General features: G+C 38.3%; 14 protein-coding genes. 5 read left to right on the top strand and 9 right to left on the bottom strand.

Annotated features, from left to right (window positions below; genetic code table 11):
• Positions 1 to 119: 119 nt before the first annotated feature.
• Positions 120 to 2,390 carry a 5-methyltetrahydropteroyltriglutamate--homocysteine S-methyltransferase gene (gene metE, locus AAX18_RS02535; protein ID WP_046952841.1) on the bottom strand — a complete coding sequence of 757 codons (2,271 nt, stop codon included), beginning with the start codon at positions 2,388 to 2,390 and terminating at the stop codon, positions 120 to 122.
• A gap of 546 nt (positions 2,391 to 2,936) precedes the next feature.
• Between metE and AAX18_RS02530 the strand changes: the two genes are divergently transcribed.
• Positions 2,937 to 7,778 (top strand): DEAD/DEAH box helicase, encoded by a 4,842-nt coding sequence (locus AAX18_RS02530; protein WP_046952840.1) that lies wholly within the window; start codon positions 2,937 to 2,939, stop codon positions 7,776 to 7,778.
• A 50-nt stretch (positions 7,779 to 7,828) separates the two neighbouring features.
• Here the strand turns inward: AAX18_RS02530 and pepN are convergent, their stop codons facing one another.
• The gene (pepN, locus tag AAX18_RS02525) at positions 7,829 to 10,438 is read right to left on the bottom strand and encodes an aminopeptidase N (RefSeq protein ID WP_046952839.1); all 2,610 of its coding nucleotides are present in this window, start codon (positions 10,436 to 10,438) and stop codon (positions 7,829 to 7,831) included.
• A gap of 161 nt (positions 10,439 to 10,599) precedes the next feature.
• Between pepN and purE the strand changes: the two genes are divergently transcribed.
• The 4 genes from purE to AAX18_RS09080 all read left to right on the top strand — a co-directional run bounded on the left by purE (position 10,600) and on the right by AAX18_RS09080 (position 14,185).
• Positions 10,600 to 11,094 carry a 5-(carboxyamino)imidazole ribonucleotide mutase gene (purE, locus tag AAX18_RS02520; protein WP_046952838.1) on the top strand — a complete coding sequence of 165 codons (495 nt, stop codon included), beginning with the start codon at positions 10,600 to 10,602 and terminating at the stop codon, positions 11,092 to 11,094.
• A gap of 69 nt (positions 11,095 to 11,163) precedes the next feature.
• A complete protein-coding gene (gene purK, locus AAX18_RS02515) occupies positions 11,164 to 12,252 on the top strand; it encodes a 5-(carboxyamino)imidazole ribonucleotide synthase (protein ID WP_046952837.1) in 1,089 nt (362 codons plus the stop codon).
• A gap of 139 nt (positions 12,253 to 12,391) precedes the next feature.
• Complete coding sequence (locus AAX18_RS02510) at positions 12,392 to 13,582, top strand: amino acid aminotransferase (RefSeq protein ID WP_046952836.1); 1,191 nt, start codon at positions 12,392 to 12,394, stop codon at positions 13,580 to 13,582.
• A gap of 504 nt (positions 13,583 to 14,086) precedes the next feature.
• Positions 14,087 to 14,185 carry an IS3 family transposase gene (locus AAX18_RS09080; RefSeq protein ID WP_080948088.1) on the top strand — a complete coding sequence of 33 codons (99 nt, stop codon included), beginning with the start codon at positions 14,087 to 14,089 and terminating at the stop codon, positions 14,183 to 14,185.
• A 54-nt stretch (positions 14,186 to 14,239) separates the two neighbouring features.
• Here AAX18_RS09080 and aroG read toward each other — a convergent pair whose 3' ends face one another.
• The 7 genes from aroG to bioF form a co-directional block, all read right to left on the bottom strand.
• Entirely contained in the window at positions 14,240 to 15,328 is a 1,089-nt protein-coding gene (aroG, locus tag AAX18_RS02505) for a 3-deoxy-7-phosphoheptulonate synthase AroG (RefSeq protein WP_046952835.1), read from the bottom strand.
• 217 nt (positions 15,329 to 15,545) lie between these two features.
• On the bottom strand, positions 15,546 to 16,796 hold the full coding sequence (gene lolE / locus AAX18_RS02500; RefSeq protein ID WP_046952834.1) for a lipoprotein-releasing ABC transporter permease subunit LolE: 1,251 nt from the start codon (positions 16,794 to 16,796) through the stop codon (positions 15,546 to 15,548).
• Positions 16,796 to 17,479, bottom strand: a complete 684-nt coding sequence (gene lolD, locus AAX18_RS02495; RefSeq protein WP_046952833.1) for a lipoprotein-releasing ABC transporter ATP-binding protein LolD — start codon at positions 17,477 to 17,479, stop codon at positions 16,796 to 16,798. Before lolD ends, lolE begins: the two co-directional genes overlap by 1 nt.
• An 81-nt stretch (positions 17,480 to 17,560) precedes the next feature.
• A complete protein-coding gene (gene bioD / locus AAX18_RS02490; RefSeq protein WP_046952832.1) occupies positions 17,561 to 18,202 on the bottom strand; it encodes a dethiobiotin synthase in 642 nt (213 codons plus the stop codon).
• 12 nt (positions 18,203 to 18,214) lie between these two features.
• Positions 18,215 to 18,994, bottom strand: a complete 780-nt coding sequence (bioC, locus tag AAX18_RS02485; RefSeq protein ID WP_046952831.1) for a malonyl-ACP O-methyltransferase BioC — start codon at positions 18,992 to 18,994, stop codon at positions 18,215 to 18,217.
• Positions 18,982 to 19,629 carry a DUF452 family protein gene (locus AAX18_RS02480; RefSeq protein WP_046952830.1) on the bottom strand — a complete coding sequence of 216 codons (648 nt, stop codon included), beginning with the start codon at positions 19,627 to 19,629 and terminating at the stop codon, positions 18,982 to 18,984. Before AAX18_RS02480 ends, bioC begins: the two co-directional genes overlap by 13 nt.
• Positions 19,630 to 19,638: 9 nt before the next feature.
• Positions 19,639 to 20,781: an 8-amino-7-oxononanoate synthase gene (gene bioF, locus AAX18_RS02475; RefSeq protein WP_046952829.1), complete on the bottom strand. Its 1,143-nt coding sequence runs from the start codon at positions 20,779 to 20,781 to the stop codon at positions 19,639 to 19,641.
• Between the last annotated feature and the right edge of the window lie 5 nt (positions 20,782 to 20,786).

Genomic DNA, 20,786 nt, shown 5'->3' with positions numbered 1-20,786 from the left:
GAAAAACCACTAAAAGTGCGGTTGATAATTCAAAGAAAATTGGCTATATAAAAACCGAATCCAATCGGATTCGGCTTTAATTATGTTGTGTTTGAAAATTATGCTTTTTGTATTATGACTTACGCTAATTCCGCGCGTAATTTTTTCGTTACATCCACCATCACTTTTAGTTGGTCAATAGTTTCTGTCCAACCACGTGTTTTTAAACCGCAGTCTGGATTTACCCATAACCGTTCTTTTGGAATTACATTTAATGCTTTGCGTAATAAATGCTCCACTTCCGTCGCCGTTGGTACACGAGGACTGTGAATATCGTAAACACCCGGGCCAATATCATTTGGATATTTGAAATCTGCAAATGCCGTTAATAATTCCATATCTGAACGTGAAGTTTCGATGGTAATCACGTCTGCATCTAATGCCGCAATCGCAGGTAAGATGTCGTTAAACTCGGAATAACACATATGTGTGTGAATTTGTGTATCATCTTGCACGCCCATTGAGCTTAAACGGAATGCTTCGCCTGCCCATTGTAAATACGCATCCCAATCTGCACGTTTAAGTGGCAAACCTTCACGAATGGCTGGTTCATCGATTTGGATAACTTTAATGCCTGCCGCTTCTAAATCTAACACTTCATCAGATAATGCCACGCCGATTTGTTTACATACGGTTGAACGTGGAATATCGTTACGCACGAATGACCATTGTAAAATAGTCACTGGGCCTGTGAGCATTCCTTTCATTACGCGGTTTGTGAGGCTTTGTGCATATTGAGACCAACGTACTGTCATTGGCTCTGGGCGGGTCACATCACCGTAAATCACTGGTGGTTTAACACAACGTGAACCGTAACTTTGTACCCAACCAAATTTAGTGAAGGCAAAACCATCTAATAATTCTCCGAAATATTCCACCATATCATTGCGTTCCGCTTCGCCGTGAACTAACACATCTAAATCTAATTCTTCTTGGCGACGAACGACATATTCGATTTCTTTTTTCATCGCCGCTTCGTAATCTGCAAGAGATAATTCACCTTTTTTGAAACTCGCACGGGCATGACGAATTTCAGTCGTTTGCGGGAATGAACCAATATTTGTGGTTGGCAGAAGCGGTAAATTTAACCACGCATTTTGCTTAACAATACGTTCTGTAAATGGCGATTTACGTTGATCCGCACCTTTTGGCAAGTTTGCTAATCGTTCTGCCACTTCAGGGCGATGAATTTCTTTTGAGGTTGAGCGTGCATCTGCTGCTGCTTGGCTTGCATCTAATGCTGCTTGTACAGAACCTCTTCCATGATTTAATGCTTGTTTTAATACATTGAATTCTTCTACTTTTTGTAGCGTGAAAGATAGCCAACTGTAAAGTGCAGGATTTTTCTCTTTTAATTGTACTTCCACTTCTAAATCAAATGGGGTGTGCAATAATGAACAGCTTGGTGCAATCCATAAGCGCTCGCCTAATTTTGCTTTTAAAGGCTCTAATACGTCTAACACTTTATTTAAATTTGCACGCCAGATATTACGGCCTTCAATCACGCCAGCTGATAACACTTTGCTGTAATCTTCAAATGCCGAAAGCTGTTCTGGTGCACGTACTAAATCTAAATGCAATCCTGCAACAGGTAAGGCTTTTAATAACTCAGCGTGTTGTGCAACGGAACCAAAATAAGTGGCTAACAATAATTTTGCATTCACCTTGCTTAATTCAGCATACACAGATTTATAGGCTTCAACCCATTCTGCAGGTAAATCTAATGCTAATGCAGGTTCATCAATTTGAATCCACTCAGCCCCTTCAGCCACTAATGCGTTTAAAATTTCAACATAAACAGGCACTAGTTGATTTAACAAATCGAAACGGTTAAACGCTTCGCCTTTTTCTTTACCTAACCATAAGAATGTTAATGGGCCAACAATCACAGGTTTGAAGTTTAAACCTAATGCTTTTGCTTCACGAATTTGATTTACATAATGTGCTGGATTAGCTTTGAATTGTGTATTTTTATGAAATTCTGGCACAAGATAGTGATAGTTCGTATCGAACCATTTAGTCATTTCAATTGCGAATTGATCTTTGTTACCACGTGCAAGTTGGAAATATTGATCAAGGGTTAAATTTTGGCTATCAAAACCAAAACGAGCAGGAATTGCCCCTGTTGCCACTTGTAAATCTAAAATATGATCGTAGAACGTGAAATCGCCCACAGCCACAAAATCCGCATTCGCCGCTGCTTGATGTTTCCAGTTTTTTTCACGCAATGCTTTTGCTAAATCTAATAAATCTTGCTCTGCTAATTCTTTACGCCAATAACGTTCTTGTGCAAATTTTAATTCACGTTTCGCACCCACACGAGGAAAGCCTAAGATATGTGATGTTGTCATAATAACTCCCATTTTAAAGTAATTTTCTTAATCATTTAGACGGCTAAACGTCTGTACGGGTATAGAATGCGTCATCTTAGAGTATTATGCAAACTTATTATTTTCAGGATTTGTATGAAATAAATTAATATTTAAACATTTCATTCACCTAACAAATAATATAGAATCAATTCAGCTACTTTAGCTCCTTCAAACTTAAGCTTTAAACACTAAGAAATAGTTGAAAATAAACACTATTTTATGTTACTAGACCTGCCATTTTTATAAATCAACCTCACCTTTTATTCTTTATTTGTAAGTTATATTTCAGTAGAATTATCCTTATTTTTAATTAAATGAGGCTTTTTATGGCAAGCACAGCACAGCACAGCACAGCACAGCACAGCACAGCACAGCACAGCACAGCACAGCACAGCACAGCACAGCACAGCACAGCACAGCACAGCACAGCACAGCACAGCACAGCAAGGATTATCCCTACTTCTAGCTGACTTTCAACAACATTCCCTTTCCGAGCGCGAAAAAGGCACCTATTTTGAGGATTTAATTCAGCTCTATTTCCAAAACGAGCCTTTTTACAGCGTTTACTATAAAGAAGTTCTTACTTTTAAAGATTGGATTGAAAAATACTACCCAAACCTCCCTTCTAATGATACTGGTATTGACCTTGTTGCTGTTACTCACGATGGCGAAAACCACGCGATTCAATGTAAAAATTATTCACAATATCACCGTATTAGCAAAGCTGATATTGATAGTTTCTTTACTGCATCAGGCAAAAGCTATTTCCAACTACGCATAATTGTCACAACCACTGATCACTGGACAGAAAATGCCTACGACTCACTCTCTCACCAAAATCCCCCTGTTACCGTAATAGATCGCTCAGCATTAGAAAATAGTGCAATAGACTGGGATAATTTTGCCTTCCAAAAAGAGCTTCCACTAAAACCTAAAAAATCGCTACGTGAACATCAAAAGAGTGCCTTATCTGCCGTGCGCAATGGTTTAAAAAATGCAGATAGAGGTAAACTCATTATGGCATGCGGCACAGGGAAAACCTTTACTTCCTTAAAAATTGCCGAAAATATCGCAGGTAATGGCAAAAAAGTGCTTTTCTTAGTGCCAAGTCTTGCCTTACTTTCTCAAAGTTTAACTGAATGGACACAAGAATCTGAATATCCATTACATTGCTTTGCCGTTTGTTCCGATAGCGATGTAGGGAAACAAGGAAAAATAAAAAATGAAGATGATCGTGTACAACAGCTTAATCATGAATTGCAATATCCTGCCACGACGAACGCAAAATCACTAATAAAAGCGGTGAATGCACAAAGCCGTGACTTAGCTATGACGGTCGTATTTTCTACTTATCATTCCATTGATGTGATTCACCAGGCTCAGCAACAAGGCTTAGGCGAATTTGATCTCATCATCTGTGATGAAGCTCACCGAACAACAGGGGCGAGTTTTGACGATAAAGAAGAATCTGCATTCATTCGCGTACATAACAACGATTACATCAAAGCCCAAAAACGCCTTTATATGACGGCAACACCGCGTATTTATACCGAAGACGCCAAGAAAACCGAAGGTGTCACCGTTTACTCAATGGACGATGAAACTAAATTCGGGCAAGACCTTTACACCATCAGCTTTTCAAGTGCAGTTAAACAAAATCTATTAGTTGATTACAAAGTGCTCGTTTTAGCCGTAGAAGAAAGCCATATTCACCAACGCTTAGAAAAACTCTTTGAAGGCACAGAAATTCAAGTCGATGATGCGGCAAAAATTGTCGGCTGTTGGAAAGCCTTATCTAAATACGGTATTATGAACGAATTAGGCGATGATGAACCGATGAAAAGAGCGGTCGCTTTTTGCCAAGTAATTGAAAAAGAATATAAAGGAAAAACTCACAAAGTTAGCTCCAAAAATATTGCTGAGATTTTTAGTAATGTGGTTGATGCTTATCAGAAACAAGAAATTGCAGCATTAGAAGAACAAAATCCTGATTTCAGACCTGATAATTCATTGTTGCTTAAGTGCGAAGCGGAACACGTAGATGGCGGAATGAATGCCAGTGAAAAATCAGCCAAAATCGAATGGTTAAAAGCAGAACAGGAAGACAACACTTGCCGTATTCTTTCGAATGTTCGTTGTTTATCTGAAGGTGTGGATGTACCTGCTTTGGATGCTGTTTTGTTCTTAACACCGAGAAGCTCACAAGTTGATGTAGTGCAATCTGTCGGACGTGTAATGCGTAATGCTCCTGGTAAAAAACGTGGTTATGTCATTTTACCTGTCGTCATTCCTGCTGGTATAGAACCTGATAAGGCTCTTGAAAAAAATGAAAACTATAAAGTCGTTTGGCAAGTGCTCAACGCCCTACGCGCCCACGATGACCGTTTTGATGCGATGATTAACAAAATGGAATTTGACGGTGCGGCAAAAGATAAAATTGAAGTCATTTCTGTTGTTAGCCAAGTTTTAGCGAAGCAAAAACAAAAACCAACAAAAGTGAAAAAAGCCTCTGGTAAAGGTGAAAAAACCATTGGTAACCGTGACAACAGTTCCTTTAATGGTGAAACTCAGCTTGAAATGGAATTTGAAATTGGCGAAATTGAACGAGCATTAACCGCTAAAATTGTGAAAAAATGCGGCAATCGTACCCATTGGGAAGATTGGGCAAATGATGTGGCAAAAATTGCGAATACGCATATCGAACGCATTAATACCATTTTAGCTAACCAACAAAACACCCAAGAGCGGTCAATCTTTGAGGCATTTTTGCAAGAATTGCGTGATGACTTAAACAACGCCATCAGCGAAGGCGAAGCAGTGGAAATGTTGGCACAACATTTAATCACTAAGCCAGTATTTGATGCGCTATTTGCTAATGATAACTTTACCCAACACAACCCGATGTCGCAGGCGATGCAAAAAGTGGTGGATATTTTCGAGCAAAAAAATCTAGCAACTGAAACTAAACAACTCAAAGAGTTCTATGAAAGCATCCAGTTTAGAGTGAAAAACATTCAATCGCCAGAAGGTAAACAAAAAATTATTAAAGAGCTTTATGACAGCTTCTTTAACAAAGCCTTCCCGAAAATGGCTGAACGTTTAGGCATTGTTTACACGCCAGTGGAAGTAGTAGATTTTATTATCCGCTCAGTAGAAGATGTGTTGAATAACGAATTTAATGCGAGCCTTGCCGATAAAGGCGTGCAGATTATTGACCCGTTTACAGGTACAGGGACATTCATTACACGCTTACTGCAAAGTGGCATTATTCCACCGGAAAAATTACCGTTGAAGTATCACGAAATTCACGCCAATGAAATCGTGCTACTCGCCTATTACATCGCAGCAATTAACATAGAATCGGTCTATCACGCCTTGCTTGCTGAACATTCTGTAAACACGCAAGAAAATTCTACTGATTACCAGCCATTTGAAGGTATTTGCTTAACAGACACCTTTCAAATGTATGAAAAAGAAGACCTAGTCGATGAAATTTTGCAAGTAAATAGCAACCGCCGAAAACGCCAAAAAGCGTTGGATATTCAAGTGATTATTGGGAACCCTCCGTATTCTGCTGGGCAAACATCTGAAAATGATAATGCAAAAAATGTCAAATATAACAATTTAGATCAACGTATTGAACAATCTTATGTGAAATACTCAAATGCAGGTTTACAAAAATCCATTTACGATAGTTATATTCGTGCAATCCGCTGGGCTTCAGATCGTATCGAAAACAATGGCGTGATTGCTTTTGTCACCAATGGCGGTTATTTAGAAAGTAACTCTGCGGATGGCTTACGTAAATGCTTAGCGGAAGAATTTAGTTCACTCTATATTTTCCATTTACGTGGCAACGCTCGTACTTCTGGAGAACGTCGCCGTAAAGAAAAAGATAACATTTTTGGACAAGGTACACGAACACCCGTAGCCATTTCTATTTTAGTGAAAAATCCAAATGCGGAAAAACACGGACAAATTTATTTCCACGATATTGGTGATTATCTTAACCGTGAACAGAAATTAGAAATCATTAAAGATTTTCAAAGTATTAACGGCATTTCTGCAAAAAATGGTTGGTCACGAATTATTCCCGACCAATTTAATGATTGGCTTAACCAACGTGATCCGAATTTTGATACATATTTATCAATGGGCGATAAAAAAGATAAATCAAGTTCTATTTTTAGACTTAACTCTCTTGGTGTTGTATCAAGTAGAGATTATTGGGTGTTTAATTCATCTAAAACTAAATTAACTGAAACCATGCAAAATTGTTGCTCATTTTACAACCAAGAAATGAATAAATATCACAATAGTGATAAATCTATTGAATTAGCGAATTTTATAGACTTAAATCCAACTAAAATTAGCTGGAGCAGAGCCTTAAAAAACAATCTCAATAGACGAGTAGAAGCTAATTTTAATACTGATGATTTGAGAGTTGCATTGTATCGTCCTTATACAAAACAGAATTTATATTTCAATAAGTTATTTAACGAGACCCAATACCAAATTCCGCAATTCTTTCCTGAAAATAACTCAAAAAACAAAGTAATCTGTCTAACCGTTACTGGAGGAAAAGGATTTTCAACAATAATGACCGATATTACACCAGATCTGCATTTAATTGGTGATAGTCAATGCTTCCCTCTCTATCTCTACGAAAAAGAGGAAAATAGTGAAAACTACCAACGCCATGATGCGATTACAGATGAAGCATTAGCACATTTTAAAGCAGCTTATCCAAGCGAGGATTTCACTAAAGAAGATATCTTCTACTATATCTACGGCTTATTACATAGCGAGGAATATCGAGAAAAATATTCTGATAATTTAAGTAAGCAACTGCCTCGTATTCCATGTATGAAAAGTACAGCAGATTTTTGGGCTTTTTCACAAGCGGGACGTGAATTAGCAGAATTGCACTTAAATTACGAAACCGTGCCGATGTATCAAGACGTGCTATTTAAAGGTGGATTAAAATTACTGGGTAACCAAATCACTGGTGGTGTAGGCGAAGATTTCTATGTAGAAAAAATGAAATTCGGCAAAAAAATGGATGAGGAAACGGGTAAAAAAGTGGATGATAAAACTACCGTTATCTACAACAGCCAATTTACGCTTACCAACATTCCTGAAGAAGCCTACGATTATGTAGTCAATGGCAAACCAGCGCTAGAATGGGTCATGGAACGCCAATCGGTAAAAACCGACAAAGCCAGCGGTATTGTGAATGATGCTAACGATTGGGCGATTGAAACAATGAATAACCCTCGCTATTCAATGGAATTATTCTTACGAGTAGTGACGGTAAGTTTAGAAACTATGCGAATTGTGAGAGCATTGCCAACGTTGAATATTTAATAATAAGGGGCGCAATAAACGCCCCTAAACTTAAAAAATTTACCGCACTTTTACTGCAACGCTTTCTCAATTTTTTCAAATAAATCTTTTGACAGATTTTCTACAATACTTAGGCGTTCTAAAGCTCGTTTCATGAGCGTTTGGCGTTGAGCATCAAAGCGAGAAAAACGAATTAATGGCTCTATTAAACGCGCAGCCACTTGCGGATTGCTTTCATTTAAACGAATTAACACATCCGTTAAGAAACGATAGCCTGCTCCACTTACATTATGGAATGCTTTTAAGTTGTGATTTGCAAAGCTACCTACTAATGCACGCAAACGGTTTGGATTGTTGAAGTTAAAACTTGGGTGATCCATTAATAACTGAATAATTTCCAACACATTTTCATCTGGGCGAGTGGCTTGTAATGCAAACCATTTATCCATCACTAATCCATCGTGTTGCCATTTTTGTTCAAAATCAGTTAATAACACATCTCTGCAAGGTAATGCTGCTTTAGTTGCAACACTTAATGCAGCCAATGTATCTGTCATATTATTCGCATTATTGTAGTGTTTTTGTACTAGGTTGTTACCCAAATTGGTGTAAGCCAAATAAGTTAAGCAAAGATTACGCATTGCACGCAAGGCGATGTCTTGTTGCGTAACTTGATACTCATCAAGGCGAATATGGGTATAAACACGCAAGAAATCATCTTTTAAAGTCTCGGCAATTTGCGCTTGCATAAATGCTCTTGCGGCTGAAATACCATCAGGATCGATGGTTTTAAAACCTTCGGCAAATTCCATTTCTTTCGGCAGAGTGAGAATTAATGTTGCCAGTTCAATATCTTTCTCATAATGGTTGAGAACATGAGAAAGTGCGGTCAAAATTTCAGGCGAAATTTCTAGTGGCTCGCCTTGTTGGAAACGCACAACATTACGACGTAATTCTTGCGCAAATAACATCTGAGCCGCATCCCAACGGATAAATTGATTATCTGCGAATTTAAGTAAGCCTAATAACTGCTCCGTTTTATAATCATAATCCAGTTTTACTGGCGCGGAGAAATCACATAGCAATGCGGGAATTGGGCGACCATAAATGCCATGAAACTCAAAGACTTGGTCTTTTTTAATGACATTTAATACATCACTCAACAGTTCGCCATTATGTTGTAGCATTTGTTTCGTGCCATTCACATCATAAAGCGCCACTTTTAATGGAATATGTAAATTCACTTTTTCCATTTGATCTGCGGTTGGCGGTGTGGATTGTGAAACCGTTAAACGATAAGTATGCGTTTTTTCGTCGTAAGCATCGCTAATCAATAATTCAGGTGTACCCGATTGGCTATACCAACGGCGGAATTGGTTTAAATCGAGGTTATTTGCCCGTTCCATCGCAGAAACAAAGTCTTCACAGGTTGCCGCTTTGCCATCATTTTCAGCAATATAAAGCTGCATGCCTTTTTGGAAACCTTGCTCACCTAATAAAGTGTGCAACATACGAATCACTTCTGCCCCTTTTTCATATACCGTCACTGTATAGAAGTTATTCATCTCAATGACTTTTTCAGGACGAATTGGGTGTGACATTGGGCTTGAATCTTCGGCAAATTGCACAGTGCGTAAAAATTTCACATTATTAATGCGATTCACTGCGCGCGAACCCGTATCTGAAGAAAACTCTTGGTCACGGAAAACAGTTAAGCCTTCTTTCAAACTTAGCTGGAACCAATCTCGGCAGGTTACACGGTTACCTGTCCAGTTATGAAAATATTCATGAGCAATTACACTTTCAATGGCAAGATAATCATCATCAGTTGCCGTTTGTGGATTTGCCAACACGAATTTAGAGTTAAAAATATTTAACCCTTTATTTTCCATTGCGCCCATATTGAAAAAATCGACGGCAACGATCATGTAAATATCTAAGTCATATTCTAAATTAAAGCGATCTTCATCCCATTTCATCGCTTTTTTTAGACTTTCCATTGCCCAAGTTGCGCGATCAAGATTGCCGCGATCCACATAAAGTTCTAATGCCACTTCACGACCACTTTTAGTAATAAATTTATCTTGTAATAAATCAAAATCCCCTGCAACTAAAGCAAATAAATAGCTTGGTTTCGGGAATGGATCGTTCCATTCCACCCAATGGCGACCATCTTCTAATTCACCACTTGCAATGCGGTTACCATTCGAAAGTAAGAATGGATATTTGGTTTTATCTGCGGTAATTTTGGTTGTGTAACGCGCCAACACATCAGGACGATCAAGCATATAAGTAATTTGACGGAAACCTTCCGCCTCACATTGCGTACAAATTCCCTCTCCAGACTGATATAGGCCTTGTAATGAAGTGTTTTCGGCTGGTACAAGGAACGTCACAATTTCAAGTTCAAATTCTTCCGCACTTTTACCTTTTAAATCGAGCGTTAAACTCTCGCCATCTTGTTGATAGGCAGAAAATGGCTCACCATTAAATTTAATAGAGGAAAACTGGAAACTATGCCCATCTAAACGTAAAGAAGTCGCTTCATCATTTAAGCGTTGGAATTTTGTGGTTGCAGTCACCACAGTGTGTTTAGGATCAAGTTGAAAATCTAAATAAATGTCTGTGACAGTAAAATCTGGTTGTTTGTAATCTTTTCTATATTTTGCTTTGGCTAACATAATTTGCCCTATTCTTATAAAAATTGTGCTTAGGATAAAATTTTATCCTTAAAGTTGCAATGGTATTTTCCTATAAAACCCATTTAGCAAACGTTTGCTTGATATGTGTAAGATGTGCTATTCTACGTCACGTTTTTAATTAAAAAATTGAGAAAAATAGCATGTCAAAAACTGCACAAATTGCCGTTGTCATGGGCTCAAAAAGCGATTGGGCTACCATGCAAGAGGCAACTCAGATTTTAGATGAATTAAAAGTACCTTATCATGTGGAAGTCGTCTCGGCTCATCGTACGCCTGATAAACTTTTTGAATTTGCCGAAAATGCACAAAAAAATGGCTATAAAGTAATTATTGCTGGGGCAGGCGGTGCGGCACATTTACCCGGTATGATCGCAGCGAAAACACTTGTGCCGGTGCTGGGCGTGCCAGTAAAAAGTTCTATGTTAAGTGGCGTAGATAGCCTTTATTCGATTGTGCAAATGCCAAAAGGGATTCCTGTCGGAACATTAGCAATTGGCCCTGCGGGCGCGGCAAATGCTGGGTTGTTAGCCGCACAAATTCTAGCAGGTTGGGATTTAGAATTGCTTTCACGCCTGCAATCTTTCCGTGAAAGCCAAACTCATGCTGTATTGGATAATCCCGATCCACGCATATAAAAACATCTTCAGATCTGACCGCACTTTTAAAGTGCGGTTGTTTTTTTCGTAAATTTAACGAGAAATATTATGCAAAACTCCACCTTATACCCAACTGTTTATGTACTCGGCAACGGACAACTCGGCAGAATGTTACGTTACGCGGGCGCACCTTTAGATATTTATGTTGAACCCTTAGCCTTCAATGCGCCAGTTTTTGACTTACCTGAAAATGCGATCATCACGGCGGAAATTGAACGCTGGGAAAAAACACCTTTGACTGAATTACTCGGCAATCATAAAAACTTCGTTAATCAACATGTATTTGGATTATTAGCCGATCGTTTTACTCAAAAATCCTTGCTTGATGAACTGAATCTTTCTACCTCTCCTTGGTATTTATTAAAAGATAAAACGCAATGGAATGAGGTTTTCCAAACTGTTGGCGAGAAAGTCGTCGTTAAACGCAGAACCGGCGGATATGATGGGCGTGGTCAATGGATTATCAGCGATGAAAACAAAGCGGACATCACCGATGATTTATTTGGTGAAGTAATCGCAGAAAAATTTATTCCTTTCGATTATGAGGTTTCTATTGTAGGCGCAAGATTTAAAAATGGTGAAAAACGTTTTTATCCCGTTACGCATAACCTGCAACAAAACGGTATTTTACGCTACAGTGTGGTTGATATTGCGTTTCCTCAACAATCTGCACAACAAAAACAAGCAGAAGCAATGCTCGGCAAAATTATGGATAAACTAGGCTATGTGGGTGTCATGGCAATGGAATGTTTTGTTGTTGGCGATAAATTGCTGATTAACGAACTTGCGCCCCGTGTACATAACAGTGGACATTGGACACAACTAGGATGCTCGATTAGCCAATTTGAATTACATTTACGTGCGCTACTCGATTTACCAACACCTGAATTACAAACTTTCGCCCCAAGTGTAATGGTAAATTTAATCGGCATAAACCATAACCCAAAATGGCTTAATACACCGTTTACACAACTTCATTGGTACGGTAAAGAAGTGAGAGCTGGGCGTAAAGTCGGACATATCAATCTTTCTCATCCTAATAAAACAGTCATTATTCAACAATTAGAAAAACTCCGTACTGAGTTACCAGAAGATTATCAATCGGGATTAAATTGGACGATTGAAAAGCTAAAATAATGTAAAAAATGACCGCACTTTTTGATGAATATTTAAAAATATCAAAGTGCGGTTAATTTTTATAAAAATCTTTCTTGATAAAATAAAACGGCTGAAGTATAAAATTATCCACCACACAACACATACATAAGGAAAAGCTATGTTTGAACATATCAAAGCGGCACCAGCCGATCCAATCTTAGGCTTAGGCGAAGCATTCAAATCCGAAACTCGCGAAAATAAAATCAACTTGGGTATTGGCGTTTATAAAGATGCGCAAGGCACAACCCCAATTATGCGTGCGGTAAAAGAAGCCGAAAAACGCTTATTTGATAAGGAAAAAACGAAGAATTATCTAACTATCGATGGTATTGCGGATTATAACGAACGTACAAAAGCACTACTTTTCGGTAAAGATTCTGAAGTCATCCAATCTAATCGTGCAAGAACTGCGCAAAGTTTAGGGGGCACAGGTGCATTACGCATTGCTGCGGAATTCATTAAACGCCAAACCAAAGCACAAAATGTGTGGATTAGTACACCAACATGGCCAAACCACAATGCAATTTTCAATGCAGTGGGCATGACGATTCGTGAATATCGCTATTATGATGCTGAACGTAAAGCCCTTGATTGGGAACATTTACTCGAAGATTTAAGCCAAGCAAGTGAAGGTGATGTGGTGCTTTTACACGGTTGCTGCCACAACCCAACTGGTATTGACCCAACCCCAGAACAATGGCAAGAATTAGCTGCGCTTTCAGCAAAAAATGGCTGGTTACCACTCTTTGACTTTGCTTATCAAGGTTTAGCCAATGGCTTAGATCAAGATGCTTACGGTTTACGTGCTTTTGCGGCAAATCATAAAGAATTATTAGTGGCGAGTTCATTCTCTAAAAACTTTGGTTTATACAATGAGCGCGTAGGTGCCTTTACCCTTGTGGCTGAAAATGCAGAAATTGCTTCAACGGCATTAACACAGGTGAAATCAATTATTCGTACACTCTACTCTAACCCAGCATCTCATGGTGGTGCGACCGTAGCAACGGTCTTAAATGATGCACAACTTCGTCAAGAATGGGAAAATGAATTAACTGAAATGCGTGAACGTATCAAAAAAATGCGTCATTTATTCGTTCAGTTATTAAAAGAATATGGTGCAGAACAAGATTTCAGCTTTATCATGGAACAAAACGGTATGTTCTCTTTCAGCGGCTTATCACCTGAACAAGTTGATCGCTTAAAAGAAGAATTTTCAATTTACGCTGTTCGTTCTGGTCGTATCAATGTGGCTGGTATCACTGAAGACAATATTCGTTATTTATGTGAAAGCATTGTGAAAGTACTGTAATTCATAAAAAGCAAAAGTGCGGTTAAGTTGATCTGCACCCCAAAAGTTGGACTAACCAAACCAACAATTGAGGTGCAGATTTTATCATAAGTAAATACGATACAATAGAATTGAAATGATAGCGTCTCCAGTCTATTCTGAATCGAAAAATCAGTATTAGAAAAGCGTACAATATATTCTCAGAAAAATTAGTTGGAACTAGATTGAAATTCATTGAACAAAATAGCATAAATAGGCTGATTCTTCGTGAACCATCTGGACAACTCTCTATGAAATCTCACTATACCAATATACCAAAATGTCACCTCCACCTAAAATAGAAGAAGATCGCTTGTGTTTGAGAATTTTTCAGCTTGAAGCGGAGGTGTCTATCGTCGATATCTTGGCTGAACATTGCATCATTCAAAGTATATCGAGAAAAGGGAATTGCTAGGACAATGCCGCGGCGATTAAAAACGTAATGTTTTTATGGTCGGGAATTTAACAGTAGAGAAGAGATAATTGATGCCGTCAGAGATTTTGGATTACTATAATCACCGATGGATTCAACTAAAATTAAAAGGACTGAGTCCGATACAATATCGAAAACAATCCTTTAAATAACAGTCTAACTTTTTTGGAGCAGATCAAAATCAACCGTACTTCTATCTATTTCAATTAATTACTCGTCACTTTACGTCTAGCAATAACTGCATCAGAAAGTTGTTGCAATAATCTTTCAGAATCTTCCCATCCAATGCATGCATCAGTAATACTTTGTCCGTACGTCTGTGCTTTGCCATCAACTAAATCTTGACGGCCTTCCACTAAATGGCTTTCCACCATTACTCCAAAGATTTGTTTAGAACCAGATGCAATCTGATTACATACGTCTTGGCAAACATCCATTTGTTTCTTATATTGTTTACAGCTATTGGCATGGCTGAAATCAATCATTACATGAGGGATTCGGCCAGATTTCTCAATATCTGCACAAACTTTTGCCACATCTTCAGCGCTATAGTTCGGTCCTTTATCTCCGCCACGTAAAATAATATGGCAATCTTCATTCCCTTTTGTAGAAACAATCGCTGAATGACCAAATTTGGTTACAGATAAGAAATAATGAGGTGCTTCTGCTGCGCCAATTGCGTCTAAAGCAACTTTCACACCACCATTGGTTGCATTCTTAAAACCAACCGCACAAGACAAACCAGAGGCTAACTCACGGTGAACTTGTGATTCAGTTGTACGCGCCCCAATTGCGCCCCAGCTCATAAAATCTGCCACATATTGTGGCGTGATCATATCTAAAAATTCACCGGCAGATGGTACACCTAAATCATTAATATCAGAAAGTAATTTTCGTGCAATGCGTAAACCATCATTTAAACGATAAGTATCATTTAAATACGGATCGTTAATTAAACCTTTCCAGCCCACTGTTGTACGTGGTTTCTCAAAATACACACGCATAATAATTTCAAGACTATCTTTATATTTTTCACGTAATGGTTTTAAACGGTTTGCATACTCAATCGCAGCTTTAGGATCATGAATAGAGCAAGGACCAATAATCACTAATAAACGATCATCTTTACCATGAATAATATTATGTGCCTCATGACGGGTTTGCTTCACTAATGCCGCAGCATGTTCACTTGCTGGGTATTTTTCTAATAAGGCAATGGGTGGTAACACCTGATCGACTTTTTCAATTCGCGTATCGTCGTTTGCCACGACAATTTCAATTTTCTCTTTAGCCATATATCACTCTCAAACCTTCAAATGTTGTGTTTTAATTATGTAGGTAATCTACACCTATTTTTTGTACTAGTAAACTAGTTCGTTGTATTTTTTAAGAATAAAACCTACAAGTTCGTTATTAAACTATCTTTAACACATGCTTGCAAGCCGAATAAAGTGAAATATTGAGTGAATAAAGGACAAAAAAATACCGCACTTTCATGCGGTATTCACAAAATTAATGGCTACTTAATACTTGTGCTGGTTGTAATTTAGCGGCCCTACTTGCTGGATAAAGACTAGCAATTAAACTCAATGCGAGCGCTGCGACTAAAACCATCAAAACATCCAACCAATGTAACTCGCTTGGCAAAAAATCGACAAAATACACATCGCCCGATAATAATTTCTTACCGATAACCCACTCAATGCCTTGAATAAAGGTTGTAAGATTTAATGCAAGTATAATGCCTAGCACAATACCAATTAAGCAACCTTTCATTCCTGCCTGTAAGCCATACCAAATAAAAATACGTTTAATGAACGCATTATTCGCCCCAAGTGTACGCATAATGGCTATATCGCCTTGCTTATCTTTTACCGCCATAATCAGCGTAGAAACAATATTAAAACATGCCACCCCAATCACGAGCACCATGGCGATGTACATCACTGTTCGAATAAGTTGAATATCGCGATACATATAACCAAATTTACCAATCCAGTTTTGAATATAAAGCATCTGCGGATAATCATTAAGCATAGATAAATCCAGATTTTTCACAGAAAAAGGATCATCTAATTTCAATTCAACACCTGTTATTTGGTCTGATTTATAAGTCAAAAATTCTTGTGCTTGAGCAAGCGGTAATAAGGCATAACTATAATCAAGTTGCCCATCTAGACGTAAAATCGCAGTGACTTGTACGCGTTCACGAGTGGGTTGAGCAAGTTGTTCATCGCCATTTTGCTGAGAAATAAGTAAGGTAACCCAATCGCCCGATTGCACATCAAGTTCTCTAGCAATACCCGATCCCAAGACTAATCCGCCTTCTTTACCAAATGTATCCCAGCCTTGCTCTTGTACGAAATTACCAAGAGAGCTCACACGATCTTCTGCTTGTTTTTCAATGCCCTTCACCTGAACCACTTTCAATTTTGAGCCATTTTCTACTAATGCAGTAAAACTAACAAAAGGGGAAATACCTTTAATTTGGGCATTTTGTTGTAAGCGTTTTTCCAAATTTTGCCAATGATGAATGGTTGGATCCGTTGCATTGGGCGCTGATAAAATCTCTGCATGGGGAACCACTGCAAGAATTCGTTGGTTAAGCTCACGCTCAAAACCATTCATCGCACTTAAGCCAACAATTAAAACTGCAACACCCAGCGCAATACCGATAGCTGAAAATTTTGCAATTAATGCAACCAAAGGATTTTTCTGCTTGCCACGTTGATAACGCCAACTAATAAAAAACGGCGTATTCATCACACACCTTCCTTCAAAATACCATCTTGCATAACTAAACGGCGTGATAATTTTTCAGCAAGCCCCATGTCGTGAGTAACTAATAAAAAAGCGATATTTTGCTCTTGATTGAGTTGTTGAATGAGTTCAAAAATGCTTTCTGTGGTCTTGTGATCGAGATTTCCAGTAGGCTCATCCGCTAAAACTAACGATGGATTATTCACCAAAGCTCGTGCAATCGCCACACGCTGACGTTCCCCACCAGAAAGCGCAGATGGACGATGTGTAATTCTATGGCTTAATCCCACCGCATTTAGCATTTTTTCGGCACGATCTTTCGCTTCTGTTTTATTTTGATGACCAATCAACATCGGCATCATCACATTTTCAAGTGCGGTAAAATCCGCCATTAAATGATGGAATTGATACACGAATCCTAAATAGCGATTACGCAAAGCAGCTAATTCATTAGCCGATGCTTTTTGCAAGGATTGCCCATTAATAAACACTTCCCCACTACTTGGCTGATCAAGTCCCCCTAAAGTATGCAATAAAGTACTTTTCCCTGAACCAGAACTTCCCACAATCGCAACCAGCTCTGCATGTTCCATAGAAAAAGAAACGCCTTTTAACACTTGCGTTTGATTTTCACCTTCTTGATAAAATTTATTGATGTTTTCGCATTTTAATAAATAGTTATTCATTTTTTACTCGTTTTAACCGCACTTTAGCGGCAGATCATCTCATTAAAAACTGGCGCGAGTCTATCACACTTTTCCCTGAGCTTAAATTTCAATACGCCCAAAGCATTCAAATCCCGTTTCAGGAAAATATCTTTTAAGATAACGTTTTAAATAGCCTTGTGTCTCTTGACTAATGATAGGATCGTATTCTGGATAACCGTTATACATCACGCTTAACACTGACACACCATGAGAACGGCAAGCCTCTAAACTTAATAATGTGTGGTTGATGCTACCTAATTTTCCTGATGTCACTAAAATCAAAGGGTAATTATTTGACTGGATATAATCTAACGTCGTCGCATCGTCACAATAAGGCACCATTAATCCTCCCGCCCCCTCCAACAATACATAATCATATTTTTCAGCCAAAAATGCGGTGGATTTTTTAATAATTTTTTCATTAATTTCTCGCCCTTCGAGCTTTGCCGCTAAATGAGGAGAACAAGGATATTCAAAAAGATAAGGACAGGTGTCGCCTTGTAAATCTTCTGCTGTCAAATCAATCCCTTGAATCTTTCGATGTACAAGCAAATCATCAGCGATATTTTTGCAGCCTGTTTGAATCATTTTTTGTGTAATAACGGAAAAGCCTTGTTCCATCAACTTTTTAGCATAAATGCCTGTTGCAACCGTTTTACCTACATCGGTATCAATGCCCGATACAAAAATAACCTTGCCCATAAATACGCCTTACTAATTTCCAGCACCAGAATAACGTGCGATAAAAAACAATGGATGATAAGTTAACCGCACTTTACCCGATGGCAACCTAAAAGCCTGTAAGTAATCATCAATAAATTTGTTGAGATTTTTTCTTGTCCAATTTTTCTGGTTAGTCGCTGTTACACCGGTATATTTCAGATGTTTGAGTACATCCAATGGCGTATCAAACTCTAGTATTACAGTAAAATCGTCACACCATAAAAGCTCAAAATCATTGGCTAACCAATTTTGCCATTGAGATAAATTCGGATAACTTAACCCCACATTCGTCATTTGGCGAATCTCTTTTAAATTATCTTCACCAAAGCTCGTAATTGCCAATAAACCGTTAGGTTTCAATCCTGTTTTACAATAGGAAATAAAATTATCAGGATGATGGAACCACTGCACCGCTGATGCACTTGCAATCAAGTCAAATCGTCGTTGAAAAGGAAAGTTCTCTGCATCACCACAATAAAAATCAAAGGGTTGAATCAGCTTTTCAGCGAGTAGAGAGCGCACATTGCACAAATCATTAAATAACCAATAATTGGCTGAAATCTGTTTCTGCAACAACGTACTCAACATACCAGAACCGCAACCGAGTTCCAAAACGCTATCTAATGATCCATTTGGTAAATAGTCTTGCAAATGCATCATTAACTTAATATTCATTTTTTGTTGAATTAACGCATGTTCATCATAGCTATTTAAGGCTTTTTGGAAGGCGTGTTGAATACGCGATTTATTTACGGAAGTTAATGATTCCATAATGCCGACCAGTGGCTAAATCTTGAAAACACATAATGCTCACCCTCTATTTCCTGAACCGCACAACGCGATGCCCAATATTGGTGCTGATTAGCTGGCATAAAAATTTTATCGCGAGAACTAACCCATGCATTTGCCCAGTGAATAAGATCAGTGCGTTTATCCTGCTGAATCATCGCAAAAAGTGCGGTGAGTTCTTGATGAATTTCGTTAAATGGTCGTGCAGAAAATTGTTGATAACGTTCAAAAGATACTTTGTCACCACAAATTCTACGTTCAAACTTTGAACAAGTATTTTCTGTGAGATTATCTAACGTACCTTTAAAAATAGCATAGGGAATACCAAAGCTATCATCACAAGGTAACCCCGTACCATTCACTGCTGTTGCTGATTGTAAGGTGATTCCCTGTAATACTCGCTCTGCCACCCAAACACCCATTGACCATGCCACTACACGAATTTGCTGATAGGCAGAAAAATCAAAATCTAACGTCAAATCTTGATAATCGTAGCAAATTAATAAATCATGATCTGTTGGCAAAATCAAATGAGCCACAGCATCAAGAGGTGTTCCCCAGCCAGCAAAATAAACTATTAAATGCTCACCTTGATGATCATAAAATTTCGTTTTCACATTATTTCCTTATAAGCATGCCACAAACTGTTTTACTTCATCCATTGTCATATCTGCCGTCAAAGACAATCGTATTCTGGATGTACCTTTGGGTACTGTCGGTGGCCTAATCGGCAAGCAATAATAACCTTGCTCTTGCAGATCTTTCGCCTTAGCAAGGGTTGCTTCGTTCTCACCTAAAATATAGGGAGCAATGCAAGTTTGGCTTGGCATTATTTGCGTTCTATGCTCCACTTCTTGGCGTAAAAATGCACTTAACTGCTCAAGATGTGTTCTTTCTTTTGAAAGTTGTGGTAATCGTTCAAAAATAAAATGAGTCCAAGCCACATTAAACGGCGGAAGTGCGGTTGAAAAAATCAATGGACGCATTTGATTAATCAAGCACTCTTTTAATATTTTATCACAGACGACATAAGCGCCCATTGAAGCTAAGGCTTTGCCAAAAGTGCCAACCAACAAATCTATATCAGCTATCACATTGGCTCGCTCAGCAATACCTAATCCGTTTTTACCATAAACGCCTATTGCATGGGCTTCATCCACATAAAGATAAGTATTGGGAAACTGTTTTTTTAATTGAACAAGATAGTTCAAATCAGCTACATCGCCATCCATACTAAAAACCGATTCCGTCACAATAAAAGTGCGGTCAAATTTTCCGGCATTTTTTTCGAGTAGACTCTTTAGATGTTCATAATCATTATGACGATAACGAAAGAACTCACATTGGCTTAAACGAATACCATCAATCATACTGGCATGCACTAATTTATCTGCCAAAATTAAACTTTTTGTTGTCGTCAACGCCGGTAAAATACCAAGATTGGCGTGATAGCCACTGTTAAATAATAAAGCACTTTCTCGTTGGAAACGTTGAGCAATAAACTGCTCAAGATCGGTATAAATAGGAAAATTTCCCGTTAATAAACGAGACGAAGAACTGGTAAAAGAAGGGAAATTACCGCCATATTGCTGTAAAAAAGACTGGCGCAAATTTTCATTTGATGCCAAACCTAAATAATCATTAGATGACATATTCAACATTTTGCGATTTTCTCGCGTAATATATCGTCCTTGATGAACTAAGTCTGGAATTGAACGATATTGATTTTGTGCCCTAAGCTGTTCCAGTTGCTGTTTAAAAGCATCCATTTTTT

This window comes from Haemophilus haemolyticus (genome assembly GCF_001008205.1).
GTDB lineage: Bacteria > Pseudomonadota > Gammaproteobacteria > Enterobacterales > Pasteurellaceae > Haemophilus > Haemophilus haemolyticus_Q.
This window is presented reverse-complemented; position numbering and strand designations above follow the sequence as displayed.

Coding starts and splice junctions, on each gene's coding strand:
- purE (WP_046952838.1), top strand. CDS start 10,600: ATGTCAAAAACTGCACAAATTGCCGTTGTCATGGGCTCAAAAAGCGAT.
- purK (WP_046952837.1), top strand. CDS start 11,164: ATGCAAAACTCCACCTTATACCCAACTGTTTATGTACTCGGCAACGGA.
- metE (WP_046952841.1), bottom strand. CDS start 2,390: ATGACAACATCACATATCTTAGGCTTTCCTCGTGTGGGTGCGAAACGT.
- aroG (WP_046952835.1), bottom strand. CDS start 15,328: ATGGCTAAAGAGAAAATTGAAATTGTCGTGGCAAACGACGATACGCGA.
- bioC (WP_046952831.1), bottom strand. CDS start 18,994: ATGGAATCATTAACTTCCGTAAATAAATCGCGTATTCAACACGCCTTC.
- lolD (WP_046952833.1), bottom strand. CDS start 17,479: ATGAATAACTATTTATTAAAATGCGAAAACATCAATAAATTTTATCAA.
- lolE (WP_046952834.1), bottom strand. CDS start 16,796: ATGAATACGCCGTTTTTTATTAGTTGGCGTTATCAACGTGGCAAGCAG.
- AAX18_RS02510 (WP_046952836.1), top strand. CDS start 12,392: ATGTTTGAACATATCAAAGCGGCACCAGCCGATCCAATCTTAGGCTTA.
- AAX18_RS09080 (WP_080948088.1), top strand. CDS start 14,087: ATGCCGTCAGAGATTTTGGATTACTATAATCACCGATGGATTCAACTA.
- pepN (WP_046952839.1), bottom strand. CDS start 10,438: ATGTTAGCCAAAGCAAAATATAGAAAAGATTACAAACAACCAGATTTT.
- bioF (WP_046952829.1), bottom strand. CDS start 20,781: ATGGATGCTTTTAAACAGCAACTGGAACAGCTTAGGGCACAAAATCAA.
- bioD (WP_046952832.1), bottom strand. CDS start 18,202: ATGGGCAAGGTTATTTTTGTATCGGGCATTGATACCGATGTAGGTAAA.